The 24,279-nt window shown below is 35.5% G+C and carries 19 protein-coding genes, 3 tRNA genes and 3 rRNA genes; 7 read left to right on the forward strand and 18 right to left on the reverse strand.

The genetic code is table 11. The features are described 5' to 3' along the window. Positions 1–376: 376 nt before the first annotated feature. The 3 genes from QMG60_RS02195 (at position 377) to QMG60_RS02205 (ending at position 3,731) form a co-directional block, all read left to right on the forward strand. Entirely contained in the window at positions 377–952 is a 576-nt protein-coding gene (locus QMG60_RS02195) for a chalcone isomerase family protein (protein ID WP_057114969.1), read from the forward strand. 140 nt (positions 953–1,092) lie between these two features. Next, complete coding sequence (locus tag QMG60_RS02200; RefSeq protein ID WP_134142809.1) at positions 1,093–2,319, forward strand: Glu/Leu/Phe/Val dehydrogenase dimerization domain-containing protein; 1,227 nt, start codon at positions 1,093–1,095, stop codon at positions 2,317–2,319. 509 nt (positions 2,320–2,828) lie between these two features. Then, a complete protein-coding gene (locus QMG60_RS02205; RefSeq protein ID WP_281866736.1) occupies positions 2,829–3,731 on the forward strand; it encodes an energy transducer TonB in 903 nt (300 codons plus the stop codon). A 362-nt stretch (positions 3,732–4,093) separates the two neighbouring features. On the opposite strand, the gene QMG60_RS02210 is transcribed toward QMG60_RS02205, so the two are convergent. Then, entirely contained in the window at positions 4,094–4,489 is a 396-nt protein-coding gene (locus QMG60_RS02210; RefSeq protein WP_008464192.1) for a biopolymer transporter ExbD, read from the reverse strand. A gap of 3 nt (positions 4,490–4,492) precedes the next feature. Further along, positions 4,493–5,185 carry a MotA/TolQ/ExbB proton channel family protein gene (locus QMG60_RS02215; RefSeq protein ID WP_057114972.1) on the reverse strand — a complete coding sequence of 231 codons (693 nt, stop codon included), beginning with the start codon at positions 5,183–5,185 and terminating at the stop codon, positions 4,493–4,495. 131 nt (positions 5,186–5,316) lie between these two features. Between QMG60_RS02215 and QMG60_RS02220 the strand changes: the two genes are divergently transcribed. Beyond that, the gene (locus QMG60_RS02220) at positions 5,317–6,543 is read left to right on the forward strand and encodes a folylpolyglutamate synthase/dihydrofolate synthase family protein (RefSeq protein ID WP_281866737.1); all 1,227 of its coding nucleotides are present in this window, start codon (positions 5,317–5,319) and stop codon (positions 6,541–6,543) included. A 178-nt stretch (positions 6,544–6,721) separates the two neighbouring features. After that, positions 6,722–6,799 (forward strand) — tRNA-Val (locus tag QMG60_RS02225). A 330-nt stretch (positions 6,800–7,129) separates the two neighbouring features. Here QMG60_RS02225 and QMG60_RS02230 read toward each other — a convergent pair. The 11 genes from QMG60_RS02230 to QMG60_RS02280 all read right to left on the reverse strand — a co-directional run bounded on the left by QMG60_RS02230 (position 7,130) and on the right by QMG60_RS02280 (position 18,444). Further along, entirely contained in the window at positions 7,130–7,492 is a 363-nt protein-coding gene (locus QMG60_RS02230; RefSeq protein WP_057114993.1) for a MerR family transcriptional regulator, read from the reverse strand. Between the two features lie 609 nt (positions 7,493–8,101). After that, positions 8,102–8,695 (reverse strand): DUF1801 domain-containing protein, encoded by a 594-nt coding sequence (locus tag QMG60_RS02235; RefSeq protein ID WP_281866738.1) that lies wholly within the window; start codon positions 8,693–8,695, stop codon positions 8,102–8,104. A 27-nt stretch (positions 8,696–8,722) separates the two neighbouring features. Then, positions 8,723–9,502, reverse strand: coding sequence for an acyl-ACP--UDP-N-acetylglucosamine O-acyltransferase (gene lpxA, locus QMG60_RS02240; protein ID WP_281866739.1), 780 nt, complete (start codon positions 9,500–9,502; stop codon positions 8,723–8,725). 66 nt (positions 9,503–9,568) lie between these two features. Further along, positions 9,569–10,132, reverse strand: a complete 564-nt coding sequence (locus QMG60_RS02245) for a Crp/Fnr family transcriptional regulator (RefSeq protein WP_281866740.1) — start codon at positions 10,130–10,132, stop codon at positions 9,569–9,571. A 233-nt stretch (positions 10,133–10,365) separates the two neighbouring features. Next, positions 10,366–10,475, reverse strand: a 5S ribosomal RNA gene (rrf, locus tag QMG60_RS02250). Positions 10,476–10,653: 178 nt separating this feature from the next. Next, positions 10,654–13,535, reverse strand: a 23S ribosomal RNA gene (locus tag QMG60_RS02255). Positions 13,536–13,663: 128 nt separating this feature from the next. Further along, a tRNA-Ala gene (locus tag QMG60_RS02260) sits at positions 13,664–13,737 on the reverse strand. A 148-nt stretch (positions 13,738–13,885) separates the two neighbouring features. Beyond that, positions 13,886–13,959: transfer RNA gene (locus QMG60_RS02265), tRNA-Ile, on the reverse strand. A 195-nt stretch (positions 13,960–14,154) separates the two neighbouring features. Further along, a 16S ribosomal RNA gene (locus QMG60_RS02270) occupies positions 14,155–15,668 on the reverse strand. The 16S, 23S and 5S rRNA genes sit together here with 2 tRNA genes alongside, the layout of an rRNA operon. Before the next feature lie 948 nt (positions 15,669–16,616). Beyond that, the gene (locus QMG60_RS02275) at positions 16,617–17,852 is read right to left on the reverse strand and encodes an FtsX-like permease family protein (RefSeq protein ID WP_281867919.1); all 1,236 of its coding nucleotides are present in this window, start codon (positions 17,850–17,852) and stop codon (positions 16,617–16,619) included. A gap of 97 nt (positions 17,853–17,949) precedes the next feature. Beyond that, complete coding sequence (locus tag QMG60_RS02280) at positions 17,950–18,444, reverse strand: YkgJ family cysteine cluster protein (protein ID WP_281866741.1); 495 nt, start codon at positions 18,442–18,444, stop codon at positions 17,950–17,952. Positions 18,445–18,515: 71 nt separating this feature from the next. Between QMG60_RS02280 and QMG60_RS02285 the strand changes: the two genes are divergently transcribed. Together QMG60_RS02285 and QMG60_RS02290 are read left to right on the forward strand one after the other, a co-directional pair. Further along, on the forward strand, positions 18,516–19,223 hold the full coding sequence (locus tag QMG60_RS02285) for a class I SAM-dependent methyltransferase (protein ID WP_281866742.1): 708 nt from the start codon (positions 18,516–18,518) through the stop codon (positions 19,221–19,223). A gap of 19 nt (positions 19,224–19,242) precedes the next feature. Then, positions 19,243–19,788 (forward strand): YfiT family bacillithiol transferase, encoded by a 546-nt coding sequence (locus tag QMG60_RS02290; protein ID WP_281866743.1) that lies wholly within the window; start codon positions 19,243–19,245, stop codon positions 19,786–19,788. Positions 19,789–19,864: 76 nt separating this feature from the next. Here QMG60_RS02290 and QMG60_RS02295 read toward each other — a convergent pair whose 3' ends face one another. From QMG60_RS02295 to QMG60_RS02315, 5 genes are all read right to left on the reverse strand, one after another. Continuing rightward, entirely contained in the window at positions 19,865–20,497 is a 633-nt protein-coding gene (locus QMG60_RS02295) for a 7-carboxy-7-deazaguanine synthase QueE (protein ID WP_057115053.1), read from the reverse strand. A 101-nt stretch (positions 20,498–20,598) separates the two neighbouring features. Further along, the gene (locus tag QMG60_RS02300; protein WP_134142572.1) at positions 20,599–22,266 is read right to left on the reverse strand and encodes a tetratricopeptide repeat protein; all 1,668 of its coding nucleotides are present in this window, start codon (positions 22,264–22,266) and stop codon (positions 20,599–20,601) included. A gap of 16 nt (positions 22,267–22,282) precedes the next feature. After that, entirely contained in the window at positions 22,283–23,206 is a 924-nt protein-coding gene (locus QMG60_RS02305) for a substrate-binding domain-containing protein (RefSeq protein ID WP_281866744.1), read from the reverse strand. Between the two features lie 2 nt (positions 23,207–23,208). Continuing rightward, a complete protein-coding gene (locus QMG60_RS02310) occupies positions 23,209–23,439 on the reverse strand; it encodes a hypothetical protein (protein WP_057115056.1) in 231 nt (76 codons plus the stop codon). Then, the gene (locus QMG60_RS02315; RefSeq protein WP_057115057.1) at positions 23,439–24,242 is read right to left on the reverse strand and encodes an energy transducer TonB; all 804 of its coding nucleotides are present in this window, start codon (positions 24,240–24,242) and stop codon (positions 23,439–23,441) included. Before QMG60_RS02315 ends, QMG60_RS02310 begins: the two co-directional genes overlap by 1 nt. Positions 24,243–24,279: the final 37 nt, after the last annotated feature.

The following is a 24,279-nucleotide window of genomic DNA, read 5'->3' on the forward strand; positions in this document are numbered from 1 at the left end:
ATACTTTTTAAAAGTCAATTTTACAATGCACGCATATAAAATTAATAGATCTACAAAGATAACGATAACGTTTTCGTAATAATTTAGGTTTTCTTTCAAATGAGCATTAATATTGCAGCAAATTTTCTAAAATTTAAAATTCAAATTCTCCCATTTAAATCGAAAAAACAACGAAAAAATCGACAAATCTTCCCGAAAGAAAGATTAAACAATCCTTAAAATACGTAAAACTACGTAAAATATCTCTTACTAATTTGATTTTTAATACTATACAAATTTCAAATGAAATCTTTTCTCGAAAAAAACATTCTCTACATACATCAAAAATTGACAAATTAGCATTATTTTTACCCAAAAAATAAAAAATTGACAGAACATGAAAAAGATTTTACTATTACTTACTCTCCTTTTAAGCTTACAATTTTCGACCGTTTCGGCACAAACCCAAATCGATGTTAATGGTGTAACAGTTCCTAGAAAAATAGAATATCAGGGTAAAACATTACAACTTAATGGAGCAGGCGGAAGATCAAAAATGTGGTTAGAAGTTTACGTGCAAGCACTGTATTTATCTCAACTAAGTCAAGATCCTCAATTTATTATTGATAGCGACACAGAAATGGCTATCAGAATTGAAATTACATCTTCTATGGTTTCTTCTAATAAATTAACAAAAGCCATGAATGCAGGTTTTGAAAAATCTGCTGGTGCAAATCTTGACCAACTTCGTCCTCGAATTGAAACTTTCAAGTCATTTTTAAGCGATGCTATTACAGAAAAAGATGTGTTTATATTAGCTTACAATCCGCTTGATCAAACTTTAAATGTTTATAAAAATGAAGTTTTAAAGGGAAAAATCCAGGGATTTGATTTCAAAAAAGCATTATTTGGAATCTGGCTTTCTGATAAACCAGTTGATGAAACTTTGAAAAAGAATTTATTAGGAATGTAATTTCCAAAATAGAATATAATATTAAAGCCGAAAGCAATTTGTTTTCGGCTTTATTTTTTGTTTTATAAATTTGGATCCAAATACATTATTCTCATTATTCTATTTTATACATTTACACAAAATAAACATATCACAACAAAATGAAAGATTTATTACAACAATTTGAAAACAAGGCACCTGAAATTGTTTTCAATTGGAAAGATTCAGAAACAGAAGCCGAAGGGTGGACTGTTATTAATTCACTTCGTGGAGGAGCTGCGGGTGGAGGAACAAGAATGAGAAAAGGTTTAGACATGAACGAAGTTTTGTCACTGGCTAAAACTATGGAAGTTAAATTCTCTGTTTCCGGCCCTGCAATTGGCGGTGCTAAATCTGGAATAAATTTTGACCCGAACGATCCGCGTAAAAAAGGTGTTTTGCAGCGTTGGTACAAAGCGGTTTCTCCTTTATTAAAAAGTTACTACGGAACTGGAGGAGATTTAAATGTTGACGAGATTCACGAAGTTATTCCGATGACAGAAGAATGTGGTGTTTGGCATCCGCAGGAAGGTGTTTTCAACGGACATTTTAAACCAACTGAAGCTGATAAAATCAACAGAATTGGTCAATTACGTCAAGGTGTAATTAAAGTTATTGAAAACCCAAAATTCTCACCAGACGTTACACGAAAATATACAGTAGCAGATATGATTACTGGTTTTGGTGTTGCAGAAGCGGTTCGTCATTTTTACGCGACTTATGGCGGAGACATAAAAGGTAAAAAAGCAATCGTTCAAGGTTTTGGAAATGTAGGTTCTGCAGCAGCTTTTTATTTAGCTGAAATGGGAGCAAAAGTTATCGGAATTATTGACCGCGACGGCGGATTGATTAAAGAAGAAGGTTTTTCTTTTGAAGAAATCAGATCTTTGTTTTTAAATAAAGACGGAAATAAATTAGTTGCCGATAATATGATTCCGTTTGAAGAGATTAATTCTAAAATCTGGACTATCGGTGCTGAAATCTTCACTCCTTGTGCCGCTTCAAGATTGGTAACTCAAACTCAAATTGACAGCTTAATTGCAAATGGATTAGAAGTTATTTCTTGCGGTGCAAATGTTCCTTTTGCTGATAAAGAAATTTTCTTTGGTTCTATTATGGAAGAAGTAGATCATAAAGTAAGTTTGATCCCGGATTTTATTTCAAACTGCGGAATGGCGAGAGTTTTCGCTTATTTCATGGAGAAAAAAGTTCAAATGACAGACGAAGCTATTTTTAACGATACTTCTGAAATTATAAAAAATGCGATTGTAAAAGCTCACGCTTTGAATTCGTCAAAAACAAATATTAGTGCAACTGCTTTTGAAATTGCATTGAAACAATTAGTGTAGTTTTCTATTATAATATTAAAAGGATCAAATTTAAATTTGGTCCTTTTTTTGTTTCTCGTAGATTTTTTAACGCAAAGCACGCTAAGATAGTTTAATTCACAGCGCAAGCAATATCTAAATATTAAGTTCGCAAAGCTTAGTGTAAATCTAGCTTTGCGAACTTAATCGGAGATTTGCTCAAATTTGAGATAAATTAAACTTTGCGTTTCTTTGCGCAAATCTTTGCGAACTTTGCGTTATAATTACAAGCCTTTTTTTAACGCAAAGCACGCTAAGATAGTTTAATTCACAGCGCAAGCAATATCTAAATATTAAGTTCGCAAAGCTAGATTTACACAAAGCTTTGCGAACTTAATCGGAGATTTGCTAAAATTTGAGACAAATGAAACTTTGCGTTTCTTTTCACAAATCTTTGCGAACTTTGAGGTCAAATTCTCTCGCACATTCTAAACAATTTTTAGTACTTTTAAACGTTTTTAAAATAATACATTTCAAAATTCAGAATCAAAATGAGTTCCACTATTTCTTCAGATCAAAAGAAATCATTACTACTCACCACAGCAATATATGCTGTACTAATTCTATTGCTTTTATTCATACGTTTTTGGCCTCCTTATAATCCAGAAAATAATGTAGCACTTGCAGATGGCGGCGGAGGTGGCGGTGGCGTTACTGTAAATTTTGGCGATAGTGATCTTGGTTCTGGTGCTAATTATAAAAGTGAAGTTCTGGATGTTAAAAACAATATAAAACAAGCACCTGCAAAATCAACTCCAGAAGAAGCTATTATTACGCAGGAAAATACAACTACAGATAATGACGTCGTAATTCCAACAAAAGAAAAGCCTAAGAAACCTGTCCCAGTTGAAAAACCTGTACAAAAACCTGTTCCTGAAAAACCAAAAGTTTCTAATTCGACAAACGATGCACTAGCAAGCATTATGAAAGGTTCAAATAAAGGTGGTGACGGAGATGATAAAGCAGCTGGAAATAAAGGAAAAGCCAACGGAAGCTTAAACTCTAACGGTTATTATGGAAGTGGTGGTTCTGGCGGAGGAACTGGAGGCGGTAACGGAACTGGAAGTGGTATCGGCTCAGGAAGCGGTTACGGAGCTGGAAGCGGCGGTGGTTCTGGCGGTGGATCTGGATATTCTTTAAACGGACGAAAGGCATTATCTAAACCTGCTCCAAAATATACTTGCAATGAAGAAGGAAAAGTGGTTGTAGAAGTTACTGTTGATCAAAACGGAAAAACGATAAGCGCTACAGCTGGAGTAAAAGGAACAACCAACACTGCAAGTTGTTTATTAGAACAAGCTAAAATTGCAGCATTAAACACAAAATGGTCGGCAGATGCAAATGCTGCAGCCAAACAAGTGGGAAAAATTATTTATAATTTTAGTTTGGATTAAAACACGAATTGCACAGATTTACAAAAATTATAATTAACATAAAAAAGGCTTTCTGAAAATTCAGAAAGCCTTTTTTAGTTTCTATCTAATTACTTACAATTAGTTTGTCATCCTGAGCGAAGTCGAAGGACACGCAAGAAGCTCTACAAAGATTGGTGATTCTCCTTGAGGAATTACTTGTATGTCCTTCAACTTCGCTCAGGATGACATATTGTTATGTAAAATTTATGTTGTGTTTGCGTGAGGGATAGAAGCAAGCTACCGAAGTAGCGCGGATAGCCCGACCTCAATAAAAAAATGGGCGAATCAACATGATGATGATTTGCCCATTTTTTTATTGGGGTCACGCCCTAATTGTAAATCTACTTCGGACTTGTCGCAATTACAAACTTTAAGTTGTTCTTCACTCCTATCTGCAAAACATCTACTAAATCTTGTACTTGCAAATTAAAAGGGATTCGAACAACAACTGTTTGTTCTTTATCTGTTCCAATTTTAGACATTAAACTTGTTTCCAGGTTTTCAAAATCAACCTCTTGTTTGTCAATGTAGAACTTTTTATCTTCTGTAACCGACAAACTAATTAATTGTTTATTGGTTTTTTCATTCGCTTTCGCTTTTGGCAATGTCATCTTAATAACATTCGGATTTGCCAGTGTTGAGATAATTAAGAAAAACAACAGCAGGAAAAACATAATATCACTCAAAGATGAAGTCGCTACTTCGGCGTGAAATCTTCTTTTTCGTTTAATAGACATAGTTTATGCTCTTTGAATTATGTTGACAAATTCTAAAATCTGCTTTTGAATTTTTAAAGCAAAATCATCAATTTTTCCATTTAATAAGTGGTAAGCACTATAAGCAATAATACCAACAATTAATCCAGAACCAGAACTGATCATTTTTTCATATAAACCTCCAGAAATGTTTCCGATACTAATATTTTCTGTAACCGAAATACTATAGAAAATTTTAATTACCCCAGAAATTGTTCCGATGAAACCAAGTGTTGGCGCAATACCAGCGATAAGTCCAAGATGACCAAGACGTCTTTCCATTTCGCCAATTTCGATGTCTGCGGCGCGGTCCATGTTTGATTCGATTTCTGCAATTGGTCGTCCAATTACCAAAACTCCTTCTTTTAAAATATTTCCAGCAGCAGTATTATTTCTTTCTACAATTGTTCTTGCCAATTCAATATTTCCAGAATGCAATTTATCTCCAACATCCTGCATTAATCTGCCGTCAATTTTTGAAGCTCGGCTGATGTACATATAACGTTCAAAGATTACATAAATAGTATAAAACAATAGAATCGCAATCGGAATCAAGAAGACTCCTCCTTTCATAATAAAGCCAAACATTGAAATTTCATTTTGCGGAGCGATCTTTTCGATCACTACATTTGAAGCCTGTGCGATTGTATCTGTTTGTAATTGAATAAAACTAAACATATATTAATTCTGGTTTTTAATAATTAATTCTAAAAAATATTTGAAATTTGCAATAAAGATAATTTTCGCTGTAATATTAAACTACAAAAATCGAAATTTATTTCAATCAACAACCATTTTATCCAAAATAAATGAACTATCAAGAGACTACCGAGTGGATGTTTGATCAACTTCCAATGTACCAATTGCAAGGTGCTTCAGCATACAAAGAAGATTTGACTAATATTAAGTTATTAGCAGCTCACCTTGACAACCCTCAGGATCATTTGAAATGCATTCATGTTGCGGGTACAAACGGAAAAGGTTCTACTTCGCATATGCTTTCTTCGGTTTTACAGGAGGCAGGTTACAACGTAGGATTGTATACTTCTCCACACTTAAAAGACTTTAGAGAAAGGATTAAAATCAACGGAAGAGAAATTTCCGAAGATTTTGTCTGCGGATTCATTGCAAAGCACAAATCTTTTTTTGAAGCCAATGATATGAGCTTCTTCGAAATGTCGGTTGGATTGGCTTTTGATTATTTTGCAACTGAAAAAGTTGATATTGCTATTATTGAAGTTGGCCTTGGAGGAAGATTAGACGCAACAAATATCATTACACCTTTGGTTTCGATAATTACCAATATAGGTTTAGACCACACGCAGTTTTTAGGAAACACATTGGAAGCGATTGCAGGTGAAAAAGCGGGAATTATTAAACCGAATGTTCCAGTTGTAATTGGAGAATATACCGAAGAAACCAAACCTGTTTTTTTAGCTAAAGCTGAAGAAAATAAAGCTCCTATCTATTTTGCATCTGATTTAATTGATCAAATTTATTTGTCTGACTTGGTTGGTGATTATCAATTCCACAATAAGAAAACGGTTCAGCAGACTATTTCAATTCTTAATAATGAAACTGATTTTAAGATTTCGAATGAAGAATTAAAACAAGGCTTGTTAAATGTTGTGAAAAATACTGGTTTACAAGGCAGATGGCAGCAATTGGGAGAGAACCCGAAAATAATATGTGACACTGCGCATAACAAACATGGATTAGAAGTTGTAATGAATCAGCTTAAAAAGGAAGCATTTGAAAAACTTCATATTGTTTTCGGTGTTGTAAATGATAAAGACTTAGATTCTATTTTGCCACTTTTCCCAAAAGAAGCGCAATATTATTTTTGCCATCCAGATTCGTCACGGGCTTTGCCAGCCGAAACTTTACAAAGTGAAGCAAAAAAACACAATTTGATTGGAGAAAAATACGATTCTGTCGCCATCGCTTTCGCGGAAGCCAAAAAAAATGCTTCGGAAAATGATTTAATTTATGTTGGCGGAAGTACTTTTGTCGTTGCCGAATTGCCTTTGAACTAAAATATACTTTGAATCTAGAAAGAACTTCAAAAAAATCATTTTAATAACAAATTCATAAACAGCGAGATATAAATTATTTTTAAAAAAGTTTTATTTTTTATTCGATTTTCTTTGCAGAACTCAAAAACTAGCGTATATTTGCACTCGCAATCACAAACGATAGCAACCTAGTAAAATAGGGCGATTAGCTCAGCTGGTTCAGAGCACCTCGTTTACACCGAGGGGGTCGGGGGTTCGAACCCCTCATCGCCCACCAAGAAACTCCTTAAGAAATTAAGGAGTTTTTTTTTGCCGTTTTTATACTGTATGCTGAGGAAATTTATAAGAATGACATAAACTACTTTTGGACATTAATAATGAAGTAGAAGCCGTAATGATTGAAAGAGGTTTCGTTAAAATGAAAGAATTTAACACGGAATTAAAAAGTCTCAGAAAGAAAAACAAGAAAATAAGATTGATAAATTGTATCCCGAATTAATCAAATGGTGCTCTTTACAGTAGTTCATCATTTTACAATAAAAATCAAATCCGAAAAAAAACTCCTTAAGCTCTTAAGGGGTTTTCTACACATTTTAAACTTTAACCATCAATCTTTATTGCTTTTTATTTTCTCGCATACTTTTTCGAGAAGACTTTTAGTCTGTTTGAAATATTTCATTTTATCATCAATCTCTTTTATTTTGGCTTGAAAAAGTTCTAATGTTTCCGGTTTTGAATCAGTGCTTTCGAACCAGCTTTTCAATATTTTTTTTATTTCTGCTAGAGTAAATCCCACTTCTCTTGCTTCTATGATAATTTCTAAACGCTCAATAGTATTAGCATCGTAGTGTTTATAGTTATTAGATGTCACCTTTTCGTCAGTCAATCCCTTTATCATTCCCAAATTTTCGTAGTATCTAATAGTATGAATTGATAATCCCGTTTTTTTTGATAATTCGTTTACAAGCATAGTTCTATTTTTTTTAAAAGAAAACAACAAAGTATAGAGTATAGTCTACACTTTACCCTTTCAAATATACTAATTCTTTTTGCTTTTAAAACATAAGAAATGAATTAAAAATTTTATAGTAGAACCTGCAATTACAAAAGGATATAATCTAAAAATTCTGGATACAAAAAATTTATAAAATTCCCATTTTAGCATGCGATCATCGTAAGCGTAGTCTATCACAAAACCAGAGAGACAAAAGAAAAAATCTACCACTAAAAAACCATGACCTATAAAATTCTTATTAGAATCTATATATACTATTCCATACAGCAAATGCAGCTACTCCTCGTGATCCGTCAAGAATTTCAAAATGTTGTTAGAGAATGGCTGTGTCAGTTTTGACAGCATTCATTAAAATAATATTCTTTGCTATTAGTATTAGACCCAATTATTAAGTAGTCAAGCATCCCAAATTCTACAAATTAACATTCAAATCTAAATAAGATTTAGTAAGCCACAAACAATTATAAGTTCGCGGGCACTTTATTTTTATTAAAATTCATATGACAATCAAAAAAAAGCACTTTTAATCAAGGTCGTTTCTCTTTATTTTTTTTAAGATTTTCTCTAGTCATTTAAACCTTTTCCAATAAGAATATTTGGGATATTCTTCTCTACCCTTCCCTCTCTTGTTTTAGATTGTTTAGGCTGCGAAAAATGGAGCAAATAAGCTCTCTGTCTGCCTGGAGTTAGAGCATAAAAAGCCTTTTTCAAATCAGGATCGCTATCTAGTTTAACTTGAAACTCTTGCGCAATCTCAAATTCAGAAACTTTTTTCAGTTCTACTTTTAAACCAGCTTTTTCAATTTCAGCAGCTTCATAAATATATTGTTTAAGCACCTCTTTTTTACTTTCTATTTCTTTAAGATTAATAAAACGAACTTGACGTGCTGCTTGAACATTTTCTGTTTGCTGAATTAATATCTTATCTGGATCCTTCATCAAAGCACCTTTAAAAAACAGTAAAGCACAATAATCCTTGAATGCATGAATCAAAACAATATTTGACTTTTCGAAAGTATAACAAGGAACTCCCCATTTTAACTCTTCAGCTAAATGACAATTCAAAACAATAGCACGCAATTGTTCTAATTCAGCTTTCCATTTTTCTTCTTTCTCAAAATAAAAATCAACTTTAGAATTTGCACTGTAACTAGTCATAATACCTAAAAATTTAGTTTACTAAAATTAAGATCTATATTCGTAACCTTTAATAATTCCTCGTTTAGAATCATTAATGAAGTTCATAATTTTATCACGCTCTAGAGTCTGCTTAAACTCACTTTCAATTAATTGCAAAGCAAATTTAATATTTCTTCGCTCTTGAAACAAAATTCTATAAATAGATTTCAATTCATCTCTTTTAGAAGAATCAAAGCCTCTTCTCTTTAATCCTAATGTATTTAGCCCAGCGTATTGCAAAGGCTCGTGTGCCGCTAGAATATAAGGAGGAACATCTTTAACAACACGGCTTAAACCACTAACCATAGCATGCTCACCTATAGTAGAAAATTGATGAATAGCTGTTAGTCCGCTAATATTACACCAATCACCAACATTCACTTCACCTGCTATTCCAACACTAAAACCTATGATACAATTATTACCAATAATACAATCATGACCTATATGCGCACTAGACATAATCAAATTATTATTGCCAATCACAGTTCTATACTTTGACGCAGTTCCCTTATTTACGGTAACAAATTCACGAATAATAGTATAATTGCCAATTTCTAGAAAAGTACATTCATTATTATATTTCAAATCTTTAGGAATTCCACCTAAAATAGCACCAGAATGAATTTCACAATTTTCTCCAATCCTTGTGCCACTTAAAACATTTACGTTATTACCAATCCAAGTATTGTCGCCAATTATAACATCATTTTCAATTGAAGTAAATTCACCAATATGAACATTCTTCCCAATAACCGCTCTTTTCCCAATCCTATTATTTTTCAACTTTTAAACTTTTAATTATAAACTACAAAAGTTCAAAAAAAATAAATAGCATTTTTTGATGTAATGTCAAGAAATTGAAGCTCGAATTCTACTTAAAGTTTCCTGGCTAACACCAATTAGGGAAGCGATATGTTTTAATTTTGCTTTGATGATTATTTGAGGAAAAGAATCCAAAAGAAATAAGTATTTCTCCTGTGCAGTCATTACACGAAATAGATGATTAAATTCATTAATCTTAGAAAGATAAAGACGCAATTGATTAATATGAAATTTTGAAAAAAGCGGATATTCTAATAAGATCTGTTCATCAGAATAAGATAACGAATACAGAATAGTCTCTTCACAGGTTTGAAAATTTTCAAATGATGGTTTCTGCTCAAAAAAACTACTTAAGGATGTTACAAACTGATCATCGGTATAAATCCACTTTGTGACTTCTATCTCGTTCTCAAAACTAAATCTTCGAACAGTTCCAGATCTAATAAAATATACTTTTTTACAGATCTTACCTTGCTCAATAATCAATTCATTTTTTTTATATTTTTCAAGAACAAAATATTTCTTTATCGCTTCTTCTGTTTCGAAATCTAATTCTTGAAAACCATTTATAATCTGAATTAGTTTTTCCATTTCTTCTTTTTATTAGAAATCTAATTTAAAACTAAAATTCGATAAAATATAAAAGCATTATTAGTTAGCACTGTTATATTAAATTTAAGCGATTTAAGACCAAATTATTAAAAAGAAAGTAAATATACACACATGCAAAATTATTTAATAATTAAAGAAAATAAAAGATAGAATAATAAAATGCATACAAAACAAAAAAATCCCCATCAAATAAATGATGAGGATTCTTTAAAGAAAGGCGGCGACATACTCTCCCACAATACTGCAGTACCATCTGCGCAGGCGGGCTTAACTACTCTGTTCGGGATGGGAAGAGGTGAGCCCCGCCGCAATAACCACCTTAAGGTTTTTAGTTATGGATTTTGGATTTTGGTTTAGAGTTTATTGTTTTTCAACTCCTGACTTGTAACCCAAGACTCATAACTGCCCGCGACAGGCAAATATTTTAACATACTGAGATAAAGAAAAGTAAATATATTTTAGAAAGTTTCTTCTCCCGGCCGCAGCCGGGAGAAAAGGGTGTACATAAGCTTACGGATTATTAGTACTACTCGACTATGACATTACTGCCTTTACATCTATAGCCTATCAACGTGGTCATCTTCCACGATCCTTAAAAGAAATCTCATCTTGTGGTGGGTTTCGCGCTTATATGCTTTCAGCGCTTATCCCTTCCAAACGTAGCTACTCTGCGGTGCCCCTGGCGGGACAACAGATACACTAGAGGTTTGTCCAATTCGGTCCTCTCGTACTAGAATCAGATCCACTCAAATTTCTAACGCCCGCAGTAGATAGAGACCGAACTGTCTCACGACGTTCTGAACCCAGCTCGCGTGCCACTTTAATGGGCGAACAGCCCAACCCTTGGGACCTTCTCCAGCCCCAGGATGTGACGAGCCGACATCGAGGTGCCAAACCCCCCCGTCGATATGAGCTCTTGGGGGAGATCAGCCTGTTATCCCCGGCGTACCTTTTATCCTTTGAGCGATGGCCCTTCCATGCGGAACCACCGGATCACTATGCTCTACTTTCGTACCTGATCGACCTGTATGTCTCTCAGTCAAGCTCCCTTATGCCATTGCACTCTACGCACGGTTACCAAGCGTACTGAGGGAACCTTTAGAAGCCTCCGTTACTCTTTTGGAGGCGACCACCCCAGTCAAACTACCCACCAAGCAATGTCCCCCGCTTTTGCGGGGTTAGGCCTCAGATAAACAAAGGGTTGTATTTCAACAATGACTCCAAAGCGCCTGGCGACGCCCCTTCACAGTCTCCAACCTATCCTACACATCATTTATCCAAGGTCAATACTAAGCTATAGTAAAGGTGCACAGGGTCTTTTCGTCCCACTGCGGGTAAACGGCATCTTCACCGTTACTACAATTTCACCGAGCTCATGGCTGAGACAGTGTCCAGATCGTTACACCATTCGTGCAGGTCGGAACTTACCCGACAAGGAATTTCGCTACCTTAGGACCGTTATAGTTACGGCCGCCGTTTACTGGGGCTTCAATTCAATGCTTCTCCGAAGATAACATCTCCTCTTAACCTTCCAGCACCGGGCAGGTGTCAGGCCCTATACTTCATCTTACGATTTTGCAGAGCCCTGTGTTTTTGATAAACAGTCGCCTGGACCTCTTCACTGCGGCCCCGATTGCTCGGGGCGACCTTTCTCCCGAAGTTACAGGTCTATTTTGCCTAATTCCTTAGCCATGAATCTCTCGAGCACCTTAGGATTCTCTCCTCAACTACCTGTGTCGGTTTACGGTACTGGTGCTTATTACCTGAAGTTTAGAGGTTTTTCTTGGAAGCCCTTAGGCGCACTATCTCTTTGTCCGAAGACTCCGAGTACTATCGTATTTCACCATTCTCTGCGGATTTGCCTGCAGAGAATATAGCTAGGTACTTTAACGAACTATTCCGTCAGTCCGCGGCGCTTTCATCACTCCGTCACCCCATCACAGTAATAAGCAGTACGGGAATATTAACCCGTTGGCCATCGACTGTCCCTTTCGGGTTCGCCTTAGGACCAGACTAACCCACAGCTGATTAGCATAGCTGTGGAAACCTTAGTTTTTCGGTGTGCGGGTTTCTCGCCCGCATTATCGTTACTTATGCCTACATTTTCTTTTCTGACCGGTCCAGCATACCTTACGATACACCTTCTGCCCTGTCAGAATGCTCCCCTACCACTTACAGTAAACTGTAAATCCATAGCTTCGGTAATATGCTTATGCCCGATTATTATCCATGCTCGTCCGCTCGACTAGTGAGCTGTTACGCACTCTTTAAATGAATGGCTGCTTCCAAGCCAACATCCTAGCTGTCTGGGCAGACAAACCTCGTTCTTTCAACTTAGCATATATTTGGGGACCTTAGCTGATGGTCTGGGTTCTTTCCCTCTCGGACTTGGACCTTAGCACCCAAGCCCTCACTGTTATCAATCATTATACAGCATTCGGAGTTTGTCAGGAATTGGTAGGCGGTGAAGCCCCCGCATCCAATCAGTAGCTCTACCTCTGTATAACTAAAATAACGCTGCACCTAAATGCATTTCGGGGAGTACGAGCTATTTCCGAGTTTGATTGGCCTTTCACCCCTACCCACAGGTCATCCGAAGACTTTTCAACGTCAACCGGTTCGGTCCTCCACTGTGTGTTACCACAGCTTCAACCTGCCCATGGGTAGATCACACGGTTTCGCGTCTAACACTACTGACTAAAGCGCCCTATTCAGACTCGCTTTCGCTGCGGATCCATGTCTTAAACACTTATCCTTGCCAGCAACGTTAACTCGTAGGCTCATTATGCAAAAGGCACGCCGTCACCCCACGAAAGGGCTCCGACCGCTTGTAAGCGTATGGTTTCAGGATCTATTTCACTCCGTTATTCACGGTTCTTTTCACCTTTCCCTCACGGTACTGGTTCACTATCGGTCTCTCAGGAGTATTTAGCCTTAGCGGATGGTCCCGCCAAATTCAGACAGGGTTTCACGTGCCCCGCCCTACTCAGGATACCGCTATCTATTATACTTGTTACCCGTACGGGACTGTCACCCTCTATGGTGCTCCTTTCCAGAAGCTTCCGGTTCCTTGTACATAAAATACCGCGGTCCTACAACCCCGGCACTGCCGTAACAGCACCGGTTTGGGCTAATCCGCGTTCGCTCGCCACTACTTACGGAATCACTTTTGTTTTCTTCTCCTCCGCCTACTTAGATGTTTCAGTTCAGCGGGTTTGCCCACCTATCGGTGTGCTATGCCTTCAGCATAGCGGGTTGCCCCATTCAGGTATCTGCGGATCAATCGGTGTGTGCCCGTCCCCGCAGCTTTTCGCAGCTTATCACGCCTTTCATCGCCTCTGAGAGCCTAGGCATCCCCCATACGCCCTTATTTTGCTTATTGTACCAATCCTAAAATTAATCAGGACCGTTTTTTTTTGTTTTTTACAATAAAATTGTAAAAAACGCTTTCTACTTTCTTATTATTTTCTTATCTCAATATGTCAATGAACTTTTGTCCTTTCGGACCTGTGGAGAATAACGGAGTCGAACCGTTGACCTCCTGCGTGCAAGGCAGGCGCTCTAGCCAGCTGAGCTAATCCCCCATTTTCTTAGTGATGAGTTATTAGTTATGAGTTATGAATTAGTTCTCATAAGGCCTCAACCCCTAAAATTTCCTTTTAATCAAGCTTACAGTCTTTTTTTATTCTGTCTTTTGTAATTTATAATTTACAATTAACAATCTTAAAAAAGTAGTCCCGGGCAGACTCGAACTGCCGACCCCTACATTATCAGTGTAGTACTCTAACCAGCTGAGCTACGAGACTCTGTTTTACTTAATTTTCATTTCTTTTAAATTAACAGCAAGAGTAATACAATCTCCAATTCAGATACCTGAAGAAAACCATCTTTTTTCCCCATCGTGCCATTGTGTTAAATGTTATACGTTAAGGGTTAAGCGTCAAGACGCATCACTCATAACTTCTAACTCATAACCTTCGTGCTAACAATTGAGGCTCTAGAAAGGAGGTGTTCCAGCCGCACCTTCCGGTACGGCTACCTTGTTACGACTTAGCCCTAGTTACCAGTTTTACCCTAGGCAGCTCCTTGCGGTCACCGACTTCAGGCACCCCCAGCTTCCATGGCTTGACGGGCGGTGTGTACAAGGCCCGGGAACGTATTCACCGGATCATGGCTGATATCCGATTACTAGCGATTCCAGCTTCACGGAGTCGAGTTGCAGACTCCGATCCGAACTGTGACCGGCTTTATAGATTCGCTCCTGGTCGCCCAGTGGCTGCTCTCTGTACCGGCCATTGTAGCACGTGTGTAGCCCAAGGCGTAAGGGCCGTGATGATTTGACGTCATCCCCACCTTCCTCACAGTTTGCACTGGCAGTCTTGTTAGAGTTCCCGACTTGACTCGCTGGCAACTAACAACAGGGGTTGCGCTCGTTATAGGACTTAACCTGACACCTCACGGCACGAGCTGACGACAACCATGCAGCACCTTGTAAATTGTCTTGCGAAAGTTCTGTTTCCAAAACGGTCAATCTACATTTAAGCCTTGGTAAGGTTCCTCGCGTATCATCGAATTAAACCACATGCTCCACCGCTTGTGCGGGCCCCCGTCAATTCCTTTGAGTTTCATTCTTGCGAACGTACTCCCCAGGTGGGATACTTATCACTTTCGCTTAGCCACTGAAATTGCTCCCAACAGCTAGTATCCATCGTTTACGGCGTGGACTACCAGGGTATCTAATCCTGTTCGCTACCCACGCTTTCGTCCATCAGCGTCAATCCATTAGTAGTAACCTGCCTTCGCAATTGGTATTCCATGTAATCTCTAAGCATTTCACCGCTACACTACATATTCTAGTTACTTCCTAATAATTCAAGTCCAGCAGTATCAATGGCCGTTCCACCGTTGAGCGATGGGCTTTCACCACTGACTTACAAGACCGCCTACGGACCCTTTAAACCCAATGATTCCGGATAACGCTTGGATCCTCCGTATTACCGCGGCTGCTGGCACGGAGTTAGCCGATCCTTATTCTTACGATACCGTCAGGCTGATTCACGAATCAGTGTTTCTTCTCGTACAAAAGCAGTTTACAATCCATAGGACCGTCATCCTGCACGCGGCATGGCTGGATCAGGCTTGCGCCCATTGTCCAATATTCCTCACTGCTGCCTCCCGTAGGAGTCTGGTCCGTGTCTCAGTACCAGTGTGGGGGATCTCCCTCTCAGGACCCCTACCCATCGTTGCCTTGGTAAGCCGTTACCTTACCAACTAGCTAATGGGACGCATGCTCATCTTTCACCGTTGTGACTTTAATTACATCCCGATGCCGGGTCGTAATACTATGAGGTATTAATCCAAATTTCTCTGGGCTATCCCTCTGTGAAAGGCAGATTGCATACGCGTTACGCACCCGTGCGCCGGTCTCTAAATCCGAAGACTTATACCCCTCGACTTGCATGTGTTAAGCCTGCCGCTAGCGTTCATCCTGAGCCAGGATCAAACTCTTCATCGTATATTGTAATATTATACTGCGATGATTTATCTATCGGTTCTTTTCGAATCTTACAATTCTATTACTCTTATTCTCTTGTTCTAACATCTCTGTTAAAACGGCTGTCAATTCAATATGTCTACGAACGTGTCTTCTTTATTATTCCGCCTGTGTTTCAAAGCGGGTGCAAAACTAAAAATTCTTTTTGTTTCCTGCAAGAAAAATTAAAGTTTTTTTTGAAATTTTTAAATCTCTTTTTCTCCAATTCTTCTCTCAGTATCTCAAGGAACTTCCCGTGTTCTGCGGGGGTGCAAATGTAATATCCGTTTTCCATTCCCACAAGCTTTTTCTAATCTTTTTTTGAAAATTTCTTTTCTCTTTTAATTAGTTTTTTCCTGCCGGTATTTCTGTGAACATTTCGTTGTTGCGGGTGCAAAAGTACTACCTTTATTTACATCTGCAAGACTTTTTTTTATATTTTTTCCATCTTTTTTGAAAGTTTTTCTTAACACACTGATAACTCTCCATTTACATTATCAGCTTTTTTGAACCATTGTCAGTTTTTTCTTTGCCAGGACAGCATTTCCTCAATTTAACTCCTATATTACATTCCATTTTTGCAGAGTTTTTAATTTTTACTGCCCTGTGCCGGCACTTTAAGAGATTTTATATTCCTTATTTATTCTAATGTTCTTTTAAAAATACATGCCCCAGCCCTGACAGTCCCGAGGATTCAGAGAAAATCCTTCTGCTTTTTCTTTAAAAAGAAGAAGGCTGGAACGGACAGCGGGATTATGCTTCTTATCTAAAAGCAAATTCCAAATTTAAAATTCCAAATTCCAAATCACTATGAGAGGCTTCGACTTCGCTCAGCCTGACGGATTTTTTTACTATTAGTAAATAAGTAGAAAAAATAAACCTGACAGGTTTAAGACCTGTCGGGTTGTATGAACACTTTAATTTATATTTTTAATCGAAACGAATTGCTTTTACCGGAGATATTTTGGTTATTATATATGATGGTATTAATAACACTAAAAAACAAATAGCGATAGTTAGTAAATTCAATAAAAGTATATAAATCCAATTTAGATAAACTGGAGCTTGATTTACATAGTAATTTTCAGGATTAAGCTGAATTATTCCAAAGTGCTGCTGGATTAATAAAATTGAAATCCCAATTAAATTTCCCCAGAATAATCCGCGAAGGATTAAATAGAATGCATTGTAAAGAAATATTTTGCGAACTGTCCAATTATTTGCTCCCATCGATTTTAAAATTCCAATCATTTGAGTTCTCTCTAGAATAAGTACTAATAAAGCAACAACCATATTGATTGTAGCAACTAGAATCATTACTGCCAAGATGATTACGATATTGAAATCAAACAACTGAAGCCAATCAAAAATATAACTATACTTTTCTATAATGGTTTTGGTATCTAGATTCGAAGACGTCTGCTCATAAATCTGATCACCTGCAGATTTTATATCGTTAAAGTCTTTTACAAAAACTTCAAATGCTCCAATTTGATCCTCATTCCATCTATTAATTCTCTGAATATGACGAATATCTCCTATTATATATGTTGCATCGAAATCCTGGAACCCCGAATTAAATATGGCCGAAATTTTGAATCGACGACTATTAGGAAGTTTTCCCTGCTCTTCTTTAATAAAGAATGTATTGAATTGATCTCCTACTTTTAAATTTAATCGATCTGCCAGAAATCTAGAAATAATAACATCTTCATTTAATGCTTTTGAAAAATCAGGCAGTTTTCCTTCTACAATGTATTCATTAATATTGTTCCAATCATAATCGGCACCTACTCCTTTAAACACAATTCCTTCAAATGCATTTTCAGTTCTAATAATTCCTGCTTTACTTGCTATCGCTTGTATATGACTAACTTCTGGAACTGATTTAAAATTTGGATAAAAATCTTGTTTCTTGGAAATTGGAACTATAGTAACTTCAGAATTATTATTATCATAATTAGAAATTATAATCTGTCCGTTAAATGCCGAAACTTTATCACGGATTTTCTTCTGCAATCCTATTCCAGTTGCAACCGAAACAATCATCATAATAATTCCTATTGCAATTGCAGAAATAGCAATTTTTATTATGGGCGCCGAAATACTGCTTTTGTAGTTTTTGGCAGTAATAAGTCTTGTGGCTATAAAATATTCTAAATTCAAATTCAGGGCTTCTTTAATTATTATTACTTCTTTCAAAAGTACATTTTAAAAAGAGAAAATGTTATTCTCTCTAAGATAATTACATTTTTTAATTTTACTATAATGGAAGTTTCTTTTTCATCTCTTCTACTATATTAAAAGCTGCTGGACAAATTTCAACGTTTTTTAATGTTAAGTGAGATATTTGATGAAACTTATTTCTATCAGTATGTGGAAATTCTCTACAGGCTTTTGGGCGAACATCATAAATCATACAATAGTTTTCGCTATCCAGAAAAGTACAAGGAACGCTTTGTAAAACATAATCTTTGTCTTCATCAATTCGAAGATATTGCTCAATAAACTGCTGTGGCTTTTGTCTTAAGTGTTTTGAGATACGCTCAATGTCAGCCAAAGTAAATAGTGGACCTGTTGTTTTACAACAATTAGCGCATTTCAAACAATCGGTTCTTTTAAATTCTGCATTGTGCAAATCCTGCATAATGTAATCTAAATTCTTCGGCTGTTTCTTTTTGAGCTTATCGAAATACTTTTTATTCTCGATATGCTTATCTTTGGCTAACTTACTTAAGTTATTTAAAATCTGTTTCAAGTTTAGAATTTAAAGATGATGTGCAAAATTAAGCAACTTTAAACTTGAAACCTTAAACTTTGACTAAAACAATGAAAGATCTTTTTGGAAAAGCGATATTTGATTTCTATACCAATAATTCACCTGAAGATATTATTACAGAAACTTCGATTTCTGAAGAAGATGAAATGAGCATTGAATATCTCTTTCGCTCTTATAATGAAATGCCTTTAATTGAACAAAAAGCATTGCAACTGGCAAAAGGAAAAACACTCGATGTTGGTTGCGGAGCGGGAAGCCATGCCCTCTCACTACAAAATGAACGTAATCTAGATGTAACTGCTATCGATATTTCGGAAAAAGCAATCGAAACTTGTCTTCTTAGAGGAATTAAAAATGCTAAAGTTGAAAACATTTTAGATTTTGAAGGTGAAAAATTTGATACCATTTTACTTCTAATGAACGGAACTGGAATTTTTGGTAAATTAAAGGACTGCAATAAATATCTTGGAAAATTAAAATCGCTTCTAAATTCTGGCGGACAAATTTTAATTGACAGCTCCGATATCATTTATATGTTTGATGAGGATGAAGATGGCGGCAAATGGATACCTTCTGAAAATGATTATTATGGAGAACTTGTTTTTAATTTAAGTTACAAAAACGAAAAAGAAGAAGCTTTTAATTGGTTATATTTAGATTATAACACACTTCAAAATGCTGCGATTGCGAATGGATTAAATTGTGAGCTGATTCTCGAAGGTGAACATTACGATTATTTAGCTAAACTTTCTATTTAAAAAATAAACCAATTAAAATATGACCGAATTAGATTTAGAAAAATTAAAATATCCGATTGGAAAATTTATAGCTCCTAATGATTACTCTGTAACATATCTTTCAGAAAAAATTGAAGAAATAGAAAGTTTCCCAAAGAGATTAAAAAATGAAACACTTCATTTAACCGACGAACAATTAGACACGCCATATCGTCCAGACGGATGGACAGTGAGACAAGTTATTCATCATTGTGCAGAAAGTCATATGAATTGTTACATTCGAATTAAATGGGCTTTAACAGAAAACAATCCAGTGATTAAAGCTTATGATGAAGTTCTTTGGTCTGAATTGAATGACAATCTAACGATGCCAATACAGCCGACACTTGATTTATTGAAAGGACTTCATTTTAGATTAGCTTATATAATGAAAAATTTATCAGAATCTGATTTGGAGAAAACTTTTGTTCATCCTTCAGATAATTCAGAAAATAAAATCAAAAAGATTATCGGATCATATGCTTGGCATGGAAATCATCATTTAGCACATATTACTAGCTTAAAAAAATATAAAAACTGGAATTAACAAAATGTATATCATTTATACATTTGTTTACTTCATGTATACAAAAAAGCCTCTTCAAATAAAGAGGCTTTTTTTGTTATGGTATATTTAAATATTTATGTGTTTGTAATGAAACTCTCCATTTCGGATTATTCATAACATAGTCAACAATAAGAGGAGTCATTTCCTCTTTTTTACTCCATTCTGGCTGAAGGAATAGGATTGCATCATCATTTACTAATTCTGCCTGCTCTTCCGCAAAGATAAAATCGTGCTTATTATAAATAATCACCTTTAATTCATGAGCGTTGTCATACACAGTCTGAGTTGGTAATTTATTCTTTTTCGGAGAAAGACAGATCCAATCCCATGTTCCAGATAATTCAAAAGCGCCTGAAGTTTCTATATGAACTTTTAAGTTTTTTTCTTTTAAGCGTTCTGTCAAAAGCGTCATATCCCAAGATAAAGGCTCACCTCCAGTTACAACAACCGTATCAGCATATTTTGCTGCATTTTCAACAATTAAATCAATACTTGTTGGCGGATGAATTGCTGCATTCCAGCTTTCTTTTACATCACACCAATGACATCCCACATCACATCCTCCAATTCTAATAAAATAAGCAGCTCTGCCTGTATGCGCGCCTTCACCTTGAATGGTATAAAATTCCTCCATCAAAGGAAGCATTGCTCCTTTATTTACTTCTAATTGTATTTCTTTTGGTAACATTTTATTATTTTAAGAATGCAAAGATAGTCAATAATATACGGAACAAAAAAACCGATAGTTTATTGAACTATCGGTTTTCTATTTATTTTAAAAAATCTAGATTATTTTAAAGATTTTATTGATTGTGCAGCGTAAGTATTTGCTGGATCTAAAACTAAAGTTTTATTAAAATACTCCAAAGCTTTTACTTTATCAGTATTTGCATAAGCAGCTCCGATTGCATTGTAAGCCTCAACGATTTTTTTAGCCGTTGCAGGTTTAGCCACTTCCTCTGCACCTTTTGCTGTAATTTTAGTTACGTATTCTTCATAGTTTTTGATAATCAAATCATCTTTGTCTAATGCACTATTGATTCTTCCTTTGTACAAATAAGCCTCATCGTATGTTGGAGACGCTTCAAGAACTTTATCAAACGTAGCATTTGCTTTTTCTAAAGCAACTTTATCACGGCTTTCTAGAGGTTTACCAGCATTACCATAGTAAACAGAAATTCCATAATAAACAGCATCATCTAAATAATTTTTAGATTCTTTATTATTTGCTCCCAGTTCAAAAATAGATGCTGCTTGATTATATTGTTTTTTACCAAACAATTCTTTTCCAAAATCAGCAAATTCCTCAACTACTAAAGGCTCTAATTCAATTGCTTTTTTAATATCTGCTAAACCTGCATCAAACGCAGCTTGATCAATTGTACCATCTGCAGCAGTTCCTTTTTTAATTTTTGCTAACCCTAAGTAGTAATAATCTCTTCCAATTACTTTATTTCCTGGAGCTTTAATGAAATCCTCGATAGATTTAATAGCTACATCAACGTTCCCATTTTCGTAAGCAGCATATCCTAAATATCTGTAAATTCTAGGATTAACTTTATCTTGTGCAATCATTTTGTTTGCAACAGTTTCTAACTGTTTGTAATCTTTCACTAAGATTAAGAAATCTGCATGACGCATTTTAGAATCTAGAGAATAATCAGTTAAACTTAAATATTTCTCGTAGTTTGTAATTGCATTTTGTAAATTAACTTTAGCAGTAGAAGGTTTATTTCTTGCCCATTTGTAATACGTTTCAGCAAGTTCTCTGTAAACTGGTCCGTAATTAGCATCTAATGCAATAACTTCATTGAAAGATTTAATTGCCTCATCATATGATTTAGCACCTTTTAATAAAACTCCTAACTGCATTTTTGCTCTTAGTAAAGTATTGTCAGCTGTAAAAGCATCACGATAAGCTTTATAAGCATCATTTTGATTATTAGATCCATAATATGCATCACCAATAGCTAAAAGTGCTTGAGCATTTTGAGGATCAACTAGTAAAGCACGTTTTAAAACGTCAACAGCACTTTTATAATCAGGATTATCAGAATTCATGTAAGCTCTAGCGATATAAATAAACTCATTTACATCCTTTTTCTTCATGTCTTTAGTTGCTAAAGCAAAATTAGCCTGAGCTGCAGCTGCATTTTTAGCATCTAAATCTAATTGTCCTAAACCAATGTAGTTTAAGTTTTTCTTATCCGAAGCTTGCAATCCATTATTATAATAGATTTTAGCAGAGTCTACAACAGATTGATTTAAATAAACATTCCCTAAAACAAAATTTGCTTCACCATCTGAAGGTTTAGATTTGATGATTGATTTAAGGATTGTTTTTGCCTTATCAAATTGTTCTGCATCAATCGCTTTTTTTGCTTGGTTGATGTCTTGCGCTGTTGCCGCAGTCGCCGAAGCTACTAATGCAAGACTAAAAATTTTAAATTTATTCATCTTTATCGTAATTAATTTATTCGTTATCTTTTATAATTTCATTCCTTATTTTAAGTTTACGCCCAGGAGTCTTGTATGGCAATAATCCTGACTTCAAAACTATACGTTGACCAATATCTCCGGCTACAAATGAAGCAAATCCCATTCCTAAACCTGAATAGCCTTGACAATTGATAATAAACAAATCACGTGCCAAAGGATATTTACCTAATGCTAAGTCATCTTGAGTCGGACTATAATATTTATCACTATTTAATCCTTTTACACTTAAAACATTTATTTTCTTGATGACCTCCGTCATATCAGGTGTCGGCTGATACAACCAGTTAACACCAATAACACCCACCATTCCCTCATTCTCAGAAACAAATTTGATTACTTCATTATTTGTTTTAAAAGAAAAAACTCCTGTCTTAGGAACCTCATTAACTTTCGCTAATTCTTTCATATAGCGAACTGTACTTGAATTAGGATTATCAAAAACTAATCCCCTTATTTTAGAATCTGGCTTTCCTTGTATAAAATCGATTACACTTTTCAACGCAATTAGTGTATCATTATTGTTTTTGCTGGAAATAAATGCAATCGCATCGTGCGCAAAAGGTGTGACACGCGGATTAATTTTGCTTTTTTCAAAACGAGCTTTTTCTTCTGTTGTTAAATCTCTGGTCGTTATCGCGACTTTAGCTTTTTGATTCAACAAATCATTTATTACTTCTGCTTCTGACTTTGGTTTAACTGTAATTTTTGCATCATAGTAAGTACCTTCAAAAACAGCCACCTGATCATCTACTATTTGTTTAACTGTTTCATCAACAGCAACATCTAGCGATCCTTTTAAAATGGTTTCTTTTTCAGCTTCATTCTTGCTTTTTTGGTTACACATGGCAAACAAAAAGACAAAAATAATCAAACCTAAAGCCTTACTATATTTCAACATAATTATTCTTCTTTTGAATTAATTAATCTTAAAAATCTTATTCCAGAATATACAATCAATAATCCACCGAAAGCATATCTATATTTTGGTTCCATGTTAAGCGGCAGCTTTTTCCAAAACATAATCATTAAACCGAGTACAAGATAAATTAAAAAAAACAGTATTCCTAAAACAAGAAGAAATCGCTCTTTGAGCGATTTCTTCTGAATATTATTAAGCATATCTTTTAACATTATTCTGCAGATTGAATAGTAATAGGTAGAGAGTATAGTACCCTAACTTTTTTACCATTTTGCTCGCCAGGAGTCCATTTTGGACATTTTTTAAGAACACGAATTGCTTCTGCTCCTGTACCGTAACCGATATCCCTTAAAACTTTAATGTCGGTTAATGAACCGTCTTTTTCAACTACAAACGTAACGTAAACTTTACCTTTAAGACCCTCTTCTTCTGGAGTTTTGTAATTGTTTCCTACGAATTTGTAGAATTTATCAATTCCTCCTGGAAAATCTGGTTTTACTTCGATACCTGCTGTATTATATACAGTATTATCTTCTTGTACAACCTCTGATACTGGTCCTTTGCCAACTGGTTCATCAACAGTTAAAACTGCATCTGGATCTCCTTTGATAGTTTCAGCACCAACTTTTTTGTCTTTCAAATCCACAATTTTTGGTGGATCTTCAGTAACTTCCTCTGCCTTCGCAACCACTGGTTTTACGAATTTCACTTGATCCACTTTTGGTGGAGGTGGCGGAGGTGGTGGTGTATTTGGTTTAATTTCCTCTTTTTTCTTTGGAGGTAATTTTACCGTTGCAATCTTAATATCGTTGTTTACTTCCTCTTCAGAAGAATCAGGTAAGAAACTTGCAATAAGAGGGGCAGCAACTGCGAAGCTAAAAATAAGTGAACCGATCACAAGTGCTTTCACAGTTGTTTTACCGTTCGATTTTCTCAGCTCGTATGCTCCATATATCTTATTACGTCCTTCGAATACGATATCAAGCCACTGATTTTTTATAATATCTAATTTCATATCTCTTGATTTTTAAGTTGATAAAACTTAAGATTGC

The sequence above is a fragment of the Flavobacterium sp. GSB-24 genome (genome assembly GCF_027924665.1).
Lineage (GTDB): Bacteria > Bacteroidota > Bacteroidia > Flavobacteriales > Flavobacteriaceae > Flavobacterium.